The sequence below is a fragment of the Micromonospora sp. NPDC005979 genome (genome assembly GCF_040614415.1).
Lineage (GTDB): Bacteria > Actinomycetota > Actinomycetes > Mycobacteriales > Micromonosporaceae > Micromonospora.
Window position 1 is genome coordinate 362,231 of sequence record NZ_JBEXUR010000003.1, and the last position, 12,257, is coordinate 374,487.

The 12,257-nt window shown below is 72.5% G+C and carries 8 protein-coding genes; 7 read left to right on the forward strand and 1 reads right to left on the reverse strand.

What is annotated here, in order from left to right; all coding sequences use genetic code 11:
- Positions 1–248 precede the first annotated feature (248 nt).
- The 6 genes from ABZ272_RS07840 (at position 249) to ABZ272_RS07865 (ending at position 10,370) form a co-directional block, all read left to right on the forward strand.
- On the forward strand, positions 249–1,499 hold the full coding sequence (locus ABZ272_RS07840) for a DUF222 domain-containing protein (protein ID WP_355049106.1): 1,251 nt from the start codon (positions 249–251) through the stop codon (positions 1,497–1,499).
- Between the two features lie 502 nt (positions 1,500–2,001).
- Positions 2,002–5,016, forward strand: coding sequence for a S8 family serine peptidase (locus tag ABZ272_RS07845; RefSeq protein ID WP_355049107.1), 3,015 nt, complete (start codon positions 2,002–2,004; stop codon positions 5,014–5,016).
- A gap of 97 nt (positions 5,017–5,113) precedes the next feature.
- Positions 5,114–7,546: an AAA family ATPase gene (locus tag ABZ272_RS07850; protein ID WP_355049108.1), complete on the forward strand. Its 2,433-nt coding sequence runs from the start codon at positions 5,114–5,116 to the stop codon at positions 7,544–7,546.
- A 92-nt stretch (positions 7,547–7,638) separates the two neighbouring features.
- Positions 7,639–8,514, forward strand: a complete 876-nt coding sequence (locus ABZ272_RS07855; RefSeq protein WP_355049109.1) for an SMP-30/gluconolactonase/LRE family protein — start codon at positions 7,639–7,641, stop codon at positions 8,512–8,514.
- A gap of 192 nt (positions 8,515–8,706) precedes the next feature.
- Positions 8,707–9,810 (forward strand): L-dopachrome tautomerase-related protein, encoded by a 1,104-nt coding sequence (locus ABZ272_RS07860; protein WP_355049110.1) that lies wholly within the window; start codon positions 8,707–8,709, stop codon positions 9,808–9,810.
- A 41-nt stretch (positions 9,811–9,851) separates the two neighbouring features.
- The gene (locus tag ABZ272_RS07865) at positions 9,852–10,370 is read left to right on the forward strand and encodes a YetF domain-containing protein (RefSeq protein ID WP_355049111.1); all 519 of its coding nucleotides are present in this window, start codon (positions 9,852–9,854) and stop codon (positions 10,368–10,370) included.
- Positions 10,371–10,387: 17 nt separating this feature from the next.
- Here the strand turns inward: ABZ272_RS07865 and ABZ272_RS07870 are convergent, their stop codons facing one another.
- Entirely contained in the window at positions 10,388–11,143 is a 756-nt protein-coding gene (locus tag ABZ272_RS07870; RefSeq protein ID WP_355049112.1) for a dienelactone hydrolase family protein, read from the reverse strand.
- 138 nt (positions 11,144–11,281) lie between these two features.
- Here ABZ272_RS07870 and ABZ272_RS07875 point away from each other — a divergent pair, with 138 nt between their 5' ends.
- Positions 11,282–12,241, forward strand: a complete 960-nt coding sequence (locus tag ABZ272_RS07875; protein WP_355049113.1) for an SDR family oxidoreductase — start codon at positions 11,282–11,284, stop codon at positions 12,239–12,241.
- Positions 12,242–12,257: the final 16 nt, after the last annotated feature.

A 12,257-nucleotide genomic window follows, 5' to 3' on the forward strand; every position in this document is an offset into this window, starting at 1 on the left:
AGGGCCAGTCGGGGCAGTCGTGGCGGTTCGGGGCGGTCGGGAACCGTGTGCCCCGCATCCCGTACCCCGCACTCCGCACTCCGCACTCCGCACAGCGGACAGCGGACAGCGGACAGCGGACAGCGGACAGCGGACAGCGGACACTGGACACTGGACACTGGACACTGGACACTGGACACTGGACACTGGACACTGGACAGATCGATCTTGGTCATAGAAGTGTCGTACAGGTGTTCTACTCTGAGGTCATGCTGGAAGGGTTGACGCAGGCAGAGGCTGCGGTCGTGGCCTGCGCCGACACGACGGTTTGGGCCCTCCCCGCAGACGATCTCATCGCCGCGCTCGACGCCGCACACCGCATCGAGCAGCGCCTGGCCGCCGTCAAACTGACACTGATTCGAGAGTTGGACGGCAGGGGAACGGCGATAGCTCAAGGCGCGTCTTCCACGGCAATATGGCTGCGCGAACGCCTCCACCTCACCAACCCGACGGCCCGCCGCCTCGTCGATCTCGCCAGCACCCTCGACGCCGGCCACCCTGCGGTACGACAGGCATTGGCCGACGCCGACATCACGCTCGACCAGGCTCGGGTCATCATCGACACCGTCACCGCCGTTCACGCTACCGCCGGCCCCGAAGCCGCCGACAAGGCCGTCACGGTGCTCGTCGACTGGGCCGGGCAATTCGAGCCCACCCTGCTGCGCAAACTCAGCACCCGCATCCTCGACCACGTCGCGCCCGAGACCGCCGACGCCGCCGCCAAGGCCGCCCTCGACGCCGAAGCCCGGCGCGCCGCCCGCGACCGCCACGTCAGCCTCTCCACCCTCACCGACGGCCGCCTCCGCCTCACCGGCACCCTCGACGCCGAAACCGCCGGCCTGCTCCGCGCCGCCATCGATCCACTGACCGCACCAACCGGCCTCGACGACACACGCAGTCCCGGCCAGCGCCGCCATGACGCGCTCGCCGACATCTGTCGACTCGCCCTGCGCACCGGAGAGCTGCCCACCAGGGGCGGCGACTCCGCTCAGCTCGTCGTCACCACCGCCTATGACACGCTGACGCGGCAGCTCAGCGCCGGCTTTCTCGACACCGGCCCCACGCTGACCCCGGATGCAGTGCGTCGCCTCGCCTGCGACTCCGCCATCCTGCCCACCGTCCTCGACGGCGCCGGACAGGTCCTCGACGTTGGTCGACAACGTCGCCTGATCGCCGGGCCGCTGCGCCGGGCGCTCGTCCTACGTGACCGTGGTTGCGCATTCCCCGGCTGCGACCGCCCACCGCGCTGGTGCGACGCCCACCACATCAGACACTGGGCAGACGGCGGCGAAACCAGCCTCGACAACGCCGTCCTCCTCTGTGGCCACCACCACCGCCACATCCATCACAGCGACTGGCACGTCCGACTCGGCGGTGACGGCCACCCAGTATTCGTCCCGCCTGCGTGGCTCGATCCGGAACAAGTCCCACGCCGCAACCACTACCACCGACGCAGATAAGCCAACCCGTCCGACGAGCAAGACTCTCAGCAGGCGAACCATGCCCGCGACCAGAGGCACCCGTGCGTAGAAGAGGAAACAGGCACGCCACGGACAGCTTGCGGGACGCGCGGAGACGGCACGGGCACGGCACGGGCACGGGCACGGCACGGGCACGGGCACGGGCACGGGCACGGGCGGACACGGGCACGGGCGGGCACGGGCACGAACACAGGCACCGCCCGGCACGAGCACGACCGGCGGAAGCGGAAGCGGCGGAAGCGGAAGCGGAAGCGGCAGAAGCGCCGTCGGAAATGACGCGCAAAGTACCCGTTACGTTACGAGCTTGTTTCCAAGATGACAGCGAGGTTACGAAGGCTTCTGGAAGATCGGCGCCGATCCTACGTTTCGGCCACCGTCATCAGTCGTGACGGCCGGCACCGAACGTGGAGGCAACGACGTGCCACAACCGATCACACATCGGCCCGGACGGACCAGACGCGGCGTCGGCATGCTGGCCGCCGTGGCGCTGACTGCGGCCGGCCTGACCAGCCTGCCGGGTAGCGCCACCGCCGCCCCGACCAGCAGCGGCCCGACGGCCCGTTACCTGGTCCAGCTCGCCGAGGAGCCGCTGGCGACGTACACCGGTGGGGTTCCGGGGATCGCGGCGACGAAGCCGGCTCCCGGCGGCAAGCTGAACCGCACCTCCGGCACCGCCAACGCCTACCGCGAGCACCTACGGCAGCAGCGCTCGGCTGTCCTGGCCAGCGTCGGCGTGCCGGCCGACCGCACCCGGGTCACCCTGGAGACCGCGTTCAACGGCTTCGCCGCGGACCTGACCGGACCGCAGGCGGCCCGGTTGCGCGCGACGCGCGGCGTGCGGGCGGTGTACGAGAGCCGCACGGTGCACGCAGCCACCTCGCACACGCCCGACTACCTCGGCCTCACTGGGAAGGGTGGGGTGTGGAAGCAGGAGTTCGGCGGGGAGTCCCGCGCCGGTGAGGGCGTCATCGTCGGCGTCATCGACAGCGGGTACTGGCCGGAGAGCGCGAGCTTCGCGGCGTTGCCCACGCCTCGGCCGGACCAGGCGATCATCGACGCCAAGTGGAAGGGCACCTGTGATGTCGGCGTCGAGGCGCCGGTCACCTGCAACAACAAGGTGATCGGTGCGCGCTGGTACAACGACAGCGGCATCGCCGACGCGTTCCCGGACGACTATCAGTCGCCCCGGGACCGCAACGGTCACGGCACCCACACCGCCAGTACCGCCGCCGGCAACCACGGCGTACGGGCGACGCAGGGCGGCCGTGACCTCGGCATGATCTCCGGCATGGCGCCGGCCGCCCGGCTGGCGATCTACAAGGCGCTGTACGACAACGGCGCCGGCTCGGCGTCCGGGACGGACATCGACATCGTGCACGCGATCGACGACGCGGTCGCCGACGGCGTGGACGTGATCAACTACTCGATCGGTGACGACAGCGAGCAGTTCGGCGCGGTCGACGCGGCGTTCTTCAACGCGGCGGCGGCCGGGGTGTTCGTGGCGGCGGCCGCCGGCAACTCCGGCCCGTACCCCAACACGGTCGACAACTCGACGCCGTGGGTGACCACGGTGGCCGCGAGCACCACCGACCGGCAGAACAACCGGACGCTCACCCTCGGCGACGGCACTCGGATCACCGGGGCGGGCCTGGGCGAGACCGGTGTCGGGCCGGCGCGGCTGGTCTTCGCGCGGGACAGCGCACTCGACCCGGACGGCGCGTACGGCGCGGGTCTCTGCGCCGACGACACGCTGGACCCGGCAAAGGTCAAGGGTGCGATCGTGCTCTGCCTGCGCGGCGAGATCCCGCGTACCGACAAGAGCATCGAGGTGGCCCGGGCCGGCGGCATCGGGATGGTGCTCTACAACGACGAGCTGAACTCCCTCAACGCCGACGTCCAGACGGTCCCGACCGTGCACATCAACGAGGTGGATCTGGCCACGGTCACCGCGTACGTCGCCAAGGGCAACCCCACGGCGTCCATCTCGCCGGCCAAGCTGGAGATCGTCGAAGCGCCCTCGGTCGCCGCGTTCTCGTCGGCGGGACCGTCGAACCTGAACGCCGGCGAGCTGCTCAAGCCGGACATCAGCGCTCCCGGCCAGGACATCGTGGCGGCGTTCTCGCCGTCCATCGGCGGGGAGGACTTCGCGCTGGAGTCCGGCACCTCGATGGCGGCGCCGCACATCGCCGGTATCGCCGCTCTGCTGCTGGCCAAGCACCCCGACTGGTCGCCGGCGGCGGTCCGCTCGGCGCTGATGACCAGCGCCGCGGACAAGACCGACAAGGGCAACCCGATCAAGATCGGCACCCGGGACGCCACCCCGCTCAACTACGGGGCCGGTCAGGTCAAGCCGGGCGGCGCCTTCGACCCGGGCCTGGTGTACGACTCCGACCAGCGGGACTGGATCAGGTACCTCTGCGGGGTCTCCGCCGACCGTGGCAGCGACTTCGGCCTCGGCGACCTGGAGGGCTGCGACACCACGGGCGCCATCGACACCGCGCAGCTCAACTACCCGTCGATCGCGTTCGGCCGGATGGTGGGCAAGCAGACGGTCACCCGGACCGTCACCAACGTCGGCGACAAGACCAGCACCTACTCCTCCTCGGTGCAGGCCCCGCTGGGTTACCAGGTCAAGGTCACCCCGGCGAAGATGCAGATCCGTCCCGGTAAGTCCGCCCGCTTCAGCGTGGAGATCACCAACACCGGCGGCGCGTTCGACACCTGGGCCGACGGCTCGCTCACCTGGAGCGACCAGTTCAAGCATCGCGTACGCACCCCGCTGATCGTGCACAACTCGGGGCTGGTCGCCCCCGACGCCGTCGTCGGCAAGGGGACCTCCGGCAGCGTCTCGATCGCCGCCGAGGTCGGTTACAAGGGCAAGCTGATCTCGCAGCTCTCCGGCCTGACCGCGGGCACCAGCACCGCGGTGACCCTCAAGGGCGACGGGCCGAGCTGGGACTGGAGCACGTCGGACAACCTTCCGGTCCCGCTGCCCGCCTCGATCAGCAGGACCACCCTGCACGTGCCGTCCGGCACCCGCAGTCCACTCGTGCAGGTGACCTCGGCGCGGCCCACCTGCTCCCACATCGACTGGGACGACGAGGAGGGGGTGATGGAGTGCACGGAGTTCAGCCTCTACGTCTACGACAAGGACGGGAAGTTCGTGACCGCCACGGCCAGCGGCCGTGACGGTGCCAAGGTGACGCTCCCGGACGGTGCCGGCGACTACATCGTGGTCGTGGAGCAGGAGTTCACCGAGAACATCGCGGACGAGACCAACGCGTACACCATCACCAGCTACCTGCCGGGCGCGCCGGGCACCTCGACCGGCCGGTCCACCATCGACCCGGAGCAGCGCAGCGTGCAGCCGGGCGCGACGGCGAAGCTCACCCTCCGCTGGTCGGGGCTCCTGCCGGGGCGGCGTTACATCGGGGTACTGGAGTTCCGCAACGGCGACGGGTCGCTCAAGACCGTGCCGGTCACCGTCCAGTCCTGACATCGGCGACGGCCCGGCGGGCCGGTGTGTGACCTGGGTCACCACCGGCCCGCCGGGCGGCCGACCGCCCGCGCACGGGTGATCTGCTCGCCCCACGGTGAGCGGCGGCGACGACAACACGACGCGGGGCGGCGGGGGTTCCACCTCCGTTCGCCCCGCACGCCTGCGCGGACCCGTCGAGTTCGTCGGACGCGAAGCCGAACTGGCCCAGCTACGCCGCCTCGTCGAGGCCCCGCCGTGCCTGGTCCTGCTCGAAGGCGAGCCCGGCATCGGCAAGAGCCGGCTGGTCACCGAACTCCTCGCCACACTTGACGGAACGCACCTGGTCGGCGAGTGCGACGACGTACCGGAGCCCTTTCCCTTCGGCGTCCTACTGGAGGCCATCCGAGCGGGCGCGGACCGGCTCGGACCGGTCGACACCCTCAACCCGGTGGCGGGCGCCCTGGCGCCGCTCCTGCCCGAACTGGCCGACGCGCTGCCCGCCGCGCCGCCACCGCTGGCCGACCCGGCGGCCGAACGGCACCGCCTGCTGCGGGCCGCCGCCGCGGTGCTGGCCGCGCTGAGCCCGGCCACGCTGCTGCTCGAGGACCTGCACTGGGCCGACCCGGCGACCTGCGAATTCCTCGGCTACCTCGGCGCCCGCCCGGTGGACGGTCTGGCCGTGCTGCTCACGGCCCGCACGCCGCCGCCGGGTGGCAGCACACCGATCCACGACGTGCTCTCGCGTACGCCCCGGGCGGTCACCCGCGTTCCGCTGGGTCCTCTCGACGCCGACGACGTGCGTCGACTGGCCGCCCGGACCCTGCGGTTGGACGAGCCGTCGCCCCGGCTCACCGCCACCCTGCTCGACCGCACCGCCGGCATCCCGTTCGTGGTGGAGGAGGTGCTGCGGACGCTCGCCGAGCGCGGCGGCGACCCCCTGGCCGACGACAGCGTGCCGTTCGTCCTACAGGATGTGCTGCTCTGGCGACTACGCCCGCTCGACGACGCCACCCGGGAGGTGCTCGGCGCCGCCGCCGTGCTGGGCCGGGCGCCCGATCAGCGTGTCCTCGCCGCGGCGCTCGCCGCGGACCGGGCGACCGTGGCCGCGGCGCTGGCCGCCGCGCATCGGGCCGGGGTGCTGCACGACGAGGGCGAGGGGTTGCGGTTCCGTCATGACCTGGCCCGCCAGATCGTGTACCACCTGGTGCCCCGGGAGACCCGGGAGTGGTTGCACCTGCGCGTCGCCCGGGTGCTGGAACAGGAGTTGCCCCGCCCGGTCGCCCAGCTCGCCCACCACTACCGGCTGGCGGGTAGCGGCGCCGACTTCGTCCGCAACGCCGAAGCCGCCGCCGACCTGGCCACCGAGCGCGGCGACGACGCGACCGCCGCCGACTTCCTGCTCCAGACGATGGACGTCGCCGAGCTGCCCCGACCGGTACGGGCGCGGCTGGCCGGCAAACTCGGCCGGTCGGCCATCGACGGGCTCAGCCAGGCGACCGCGATCCCGGTCCTGGAACGGCTGTTGGCAGACCGCCGGCTGCCGCCCGGCACCCGGGGTGAACTGGGTCTGGTGCTCGGCCGGATGCTGCGTCAGCAGGGCGAGGCGCTGCGCGGGTACACCGAGATCGAACGAGCCGTGCCGTACCTGCGGGCACCGCGCCGCAGGGCCCCGGCCCTCGCGGTGCTGGCGGCCCCCGACACGGTGGTCGGACGGCACGTCGACGACCACCTGGCACGGTGCGCGGAGGCGGAGGCCGCCGCGGTCGCCAGCCGGGACCCGGCGGCGCACCTCGCGGTACGCATCGCCCGCGCCTCGCTGCTGCTGGAGCTGGGCGACCCGGGCGCGTGGGCGATCGTCGAGGAGCTGCGCGGCTCCGCCGACCTGGTCGACCGACCCCGCGAACACGCGCGGGCCTGCCTGAACTGGGCGCAGGGCGCGCTGCACGCCGGGCACCTGGCCCGGGCCACGGCGCTCCTCGCCGATGGCCGCGAGCTGGTCGAGGAGACCGGTTACCAGCGGCTCGCCTCCCTCGTGGAGGCGACCGAGCTGTCGCTGGACCGGGCCGCCGGGCGGTTCGACGGGTTGGCCGAACGGCTGTCCCGACTGGTGGTCAGCGCGGAGCGGATGCCGGTGACCCTGCTCGACGCGCGGGCCGACCTGGCCACCGTGCTGGCCCGCAGCGCCAGCGACGACGACGAGGTACAGGCGGCCGACGGCGCGCTCCGTCTGGTGGTGACGGACGCGCGGCGGGTCGGCGCGATCTGGCCGCTGGTGCAGGCGCTCTCGGCGCTGGCTCGGTTGGTCCTGCGCGGGCGGCCGGACGAGGCAGTGCGGCACGCGACCGAGGCGCTGACGCTGGTGCGGGCCAAGGGCATCCTGGCGTGGGCCGCCGATGCCGTACTGGTGCTGGCCGAGGCGGCCGTGACGGCGGGTGATCCGGCCCGCGCGGCCGGGGCGGTCGCCGAACTGGAGGCCGGTATCGCGGGCAGGGACGCGCCGCTCGCTCTCGCCGCGCTGCGCCGCTGCCGGGAGCTGGTCCCGGCCTGAGCCGGCGTGGGCGCGTGGATGGCGTGGGGGCGCGGTACGGTCCGCGCAACGGCACGGACCCCTGCCACCGCCGGGAAACCGCAGGAGGAACGATGGAGCTGACCGAACCGACCGTCTGGAACGCGGAGCGGTTGGAGCTGGGCGAGGGGTTGCGCTGGGTCGACGACCGGCTGGTCCTGGTCGACCTGCTGGCCGGGCGTCTGCTGGAGACCGACGGCGACCGGCCCGCCGGGCTGAAGGAGCTGCGCCGGCTCGACGTCCCGCTCGGCGCGGTCGCCCCGGTGGCCGACCGGCCCGGCGAGTGGCTCGCCGCCGCCGGCACCGGCGTCGCCGTTCTGCCCGCTGCCGGCGCTCCCCGGCCGGTCGCCGACCTGGTCGCCGACGCGCCCGAGCCCACCCGGATGAATGATGCTGTCGCCGACCCGCACGGCCGCTTCTGGGCCGGCAGCATGACGTACGCGCAGACGCCCGGCGGCGGCACGCTGTTCCGGCTGACTCCCGGCGCGACGCCGGTGCCCGCGGTGACCGGCTTGTCCATCCCGAACGGACCGGCGTTCGACGCCGCCGGCACCACCATGTACCTCGCGGACACGCCGCGTGGCGAGATCGACCGGTTCGCCGTCGACCCGGTCACCGGTGACCTGCACGGGCGGACACCGTTCGTGCGGCTCTCCCCGGGCGAGGGCAGCCCGGACGGGATGACGCTCGACGCGGCGGGTCACCTCTGGGTCGCGCTGTGGGGTGGCTCGGCGGTCCGCCGCTACCGACCGGACGGCAGCCTGGACCGGGAGATCCAGCTACCGGCGGCCCAGCCGGCCGGCATCTGCCTCGGCGGCGCCGACCTGCGGCGTCTCTTCATCGGCACCGCCTCGGTCGGCCTCACGTCGGCCGGCCCGACGGACGGCGCGCTGCTCGCGGTCGACGTCCCCGTCCCCGGCCTACCCGTCTCCCCCGCCCAGCCGGTCTGACCCGACGTCGGACGGCCCTCGACGACCCGCGCCGAACCGGTCTGACCCGACGTCGGGCAGCCACCGACGACCCACGCCGGACCGCGGAGAGCGGCAGAGGCATATCGGACGCCGGGGCGGGAATAGCCGCGTCGGAAGTGGAAATGGGCCGACGGCAGGGGGCTGGACGATGAGCACCGTGGAGCGTTCGTCATGAACGGGCCGGTCGGCGACGAGCCGGTTGGCGAGCTGGAGTTGGTGCACACCTTCACCGGCCCGATGCCGACCGGTGTGAGCGTCTCGCACCAGGGCCGGATCTTCGTCAACTTCCCGCAATGGGGCGACGACCCGCCGGCCGGCGTGGTCGAACTGCGCGACGGCCAGGAGGTGCCCTTCCCCGACGAGGCGTGGAACAGCCCGTCGGGCGTCGACGACGCGGGCGCGTTCGTGTCGGTGCAGAGCATCGTGGTGGACCCGGCGGACCGGCTCTGGGTGGTGGACACCGGCAGCCCGAAGTTCCAGCCCACGAAGCCGGGTGGGCCGAAGCTGGTGCGGATCGACCTGGACAGCGACACCGTGGCCCAGGTGATCACCTTCCCGCAGGACGTGGCGCCGCCGACGACGTACCTCAACGACGTCCGCTTCGACCTGCGCCGGGGCGAGGCCGGGGTCGCGTACATCACCGACTCGACGGACTCCGGGCCGAACGGGATCATCGTGGTGGACCTGGCCAGCGGCGCCTCCTGGCGGCGGCTGCACGACCACCCGTCCACGAAGGCGGACCCGGTGACGACCTTCCGCCCCTTCGTCGAGGGTCGTCCGCTCATGAACCGGCCGCCGGACGGCCCCGCGAAGCCGTTGGCGATGGGTTCCGACGGCATCGCCATCTCGGCCGACGGCGAGCGGCTGTACTACTCCCCGCTGCTGTCCCGGCGCCTGCACAGCGTCTCGGCCGAGGCGTTGGCCGACCCGTCGGTCACGCAGGAGGCGGTCGCGGCGACCGTCGTCGACGAGGGGGACAAGGGCACCGGGTCGGACGGCTTGGAGTCCGACGACAAGGGGCGGCTCTACTTCACCTCGTACGAGCACAACGCCGTGCTGCGGCGGCTGCCGGACGGCGAGTACGAGACCTTCGTGCACGACCCGCGCCTGCTGTGGCCGGACACCATGTCGGTGGCCGCCGACGGGCACCTCTACGTGACCGCGAACCAGCTGCACCGGCAGCCGCAGTACCAGGGGGGCCGGGACCTGCGACGCAAGCCGTACGCGCTGTTCCGGGTGAGGATCGACGCCGGACCGGTGCTGCTGCGCCCCTGACCGGTCAGGCATGGCTACGCGGGCGGCGGGTAGCCCGTCGGGTGGCCGACTGGCATGAGCTGTTCGTCCCGGACACCCCGTTGGTGGAGATCGTGGTTCGGGGCAGCGTCATGTACCTCGCGCTGTTCATCCTCCTGCGGGTCATCCTCAAACGGGAGAGCGGCACCACCGGCGTCACCGACCTGCTGGTCATCGTGCTGCTCGCCGACGCCGCCCAGAACGGCATGTCCGGCGGCTACCGTTCGGTGACCGACGGGGTGCTGCTGGTCGGGGTGATCATCGGCTGGTCGTACCTGCTGAACGCCGTCGCGTACCGCTGGCCGGCCGCCGCCCGGCTGATCCGGCCCGGGTCGCTGGTGCTGGTGCGGGACGGGCGGATCGTGCGGGAGAACATGCGCCGGGAGCTGATCACCGACGAGGAGTTGCACACCCTGCTGCGCGAGCAGGGCGTCGTCGACCTCGACCAGGTTCGCGAGGTGCGGATGGAGGCCGACGGGCGGTTCAGCGTCACCACTCGTACGCCCGGCCGGCCGCGTAACGCGCAGGACGGCCTCGGCTGACCTGCGAGCCGCCCGCCTCAGCGCACTGGCAGGACACGGTCCAGCAGGTCGAAGAGGGCCACCCAGTGCCGCTCGGTGCCCTGCTCGTGGTACATCGGGGTGTCGGCCATCGTGAAGCCGTGGTGCGCGCCCCCGTACACCTCGGAGCGGTAGCGCACCCCGGCGGCGTCGAGCGCCTTCTCCAGGGTGGCGATCTGCTCGGGCGTCATGGACTGGTCCGCGTCGGCGTGCCCGAAGTACAGCTCGCCGGTGATCGAGCCGACGCCCAGGTGCGGGCTGTCCGGCGCGTCGGTGACGACCCGCCCGGCGTGGAAGCTGGCGACGGCCGCGATGCGGTCCGGGTGCGCCTCCATGGCCCGCAGCGCGTTCGTACCGCCCATGCAGTAACCGGTGATCACGACCGGGCCCGGCCGGACGTCGTCGCGAGCGGCCAGGAAGTCCAGGTACGCGGCGCTGTCCCGGCTGATCACGTCGGGCGTCAGCGCCCCGATCAGCGGGACGATCTTCTCGAAGAGGGCCCCTCGCTGGTCCGCCTCACCGAGCCGGGACAGGTCGAACAGCGGCGCCCGGCCGGCCCGGTAGAACAGGTGGGGCGTGAGCACCAGGTAACCGCGTTCGGCGATCCGCTCGGCCATCTCCACCAGTCGGGGCCGGGGGCCGAAGGCGTCCATGAAGAGGAGCACGGCCGGGAACGGGCCGTCACCGTCGGGCCGGGTCAGGCTCGCGTCCGCCGTTCCGTCGCTGGTCGGGATGTCCACCGTCGTCGTCTGCACCGAGCCTCCTCGTACGCCGATCTTGGTCCGTTCGGAACGTTACTCGCCCTCTCTGGGCACCGGCCCGCCAGCCAGGGATCGGCGATCCCTGGACGAGGTCACCCTGAATACCGGGCGCGAACCGGCCCAGTGTTGTCGGTGACCGATGAAGGACGCCGCGACGTGGAGGTTGTCGTGCTCGATGAGACCGTTGGGGACCTGACCGGAAAGCTCGCCGTGGTGACCGGCGGCAGTGACGGGCTGGGACTCGCCCTGGCCAGGCGGTTGGCCCGCGCCGGAGCGGAGGTGGTGCTGCCGGTCCGCAACCCGGCCAAGGGTGACGCCGCGTTGGACGCCGTCCGGGCCGCCGCGCCGGGCGCCACCGTGTCGACCCGGCGGCTGGACCTCGCCTCGCTGGACTCGGTGGCCGCACTGGCCGACACGCTGCTCGGCGAGGGGCGACCGATCCACCTCCTGATCAACAACGCCGGTGTGATGGCACCACCCACCCGACACACCACCGCCGACGGCTTCGAGCTGCAGTTCGGCACCAACCACCTCGGCCACTTCGCGCTGACCGGACGGTTGCTGCCGCTGCTGCGGGCCGGACGGGCCCGGATCACCACCATGTCGAGCAGCGCCGCCCGCTCCGGCAGGCTGGACTGGGACGACCTGCAGAGCACCCGGCGGTACGGGGCGGTCCGCGCGTACAACGCCTCCAAGCTCGCCACGCTGCTCTTCGGGCTGGAGTTCGACAGGCGTAGTCGGGTCGGCGGTTGGGGCGTCACCAGCAACGTGGCGCACCCCGGCACCACGATGACCAACCTGTACGCGTCCGGGCCCAACCTGGGCCGCAGCCGGCCCTCGCCGCACCACGCCCTGATGAGCCGGTTGGCCCGCTGGGGAGTCCTGGTGCAGTCGGTGGACGCCGGCCTGCGGCCCGCCCTCTACGCGGCCACCAGCGAACGGGCGCAGGGCGGCCGGTTCTACGGGCCGGACGGTCTGGGACAGTTCACCGGCGCGCCGACCGAGTTGACCGTCTACCGTGCGGCCCGCAGCGCCGACGACGCGGCCCGCCTCTGGGTGGTCTCCGCGCGGCTGGTCGGCGTCGGGTTCTGACCCCGAACGCGCCCGC

Excerpts from the sequence above, each read along its gene's own strand:
- ABZ272_RS07860 (WP_355049110.1), top strand. The coding sequence starts at position 8,707 with ATGAACGGGCCGGTCGGCGACGAGCCGGTTGGCGAGCTGGAGTTGGTG.
- ABZ272_RS07855 (WP_355049109.1), top strand. The coding sequence starts at position 7,639 with ATGGAGCTGACCGAACCGACCGTCTGGAACGCGGAGCGGTTGGAGCTG.
- ABZ272_RS07840 (WP_355049106.1), top strand. The coding sequence starts at position 249 with ATGCTGGAAGGGTTGACGCAGGCAGAGGCTGCGGTCGTGGCCTGCGCC.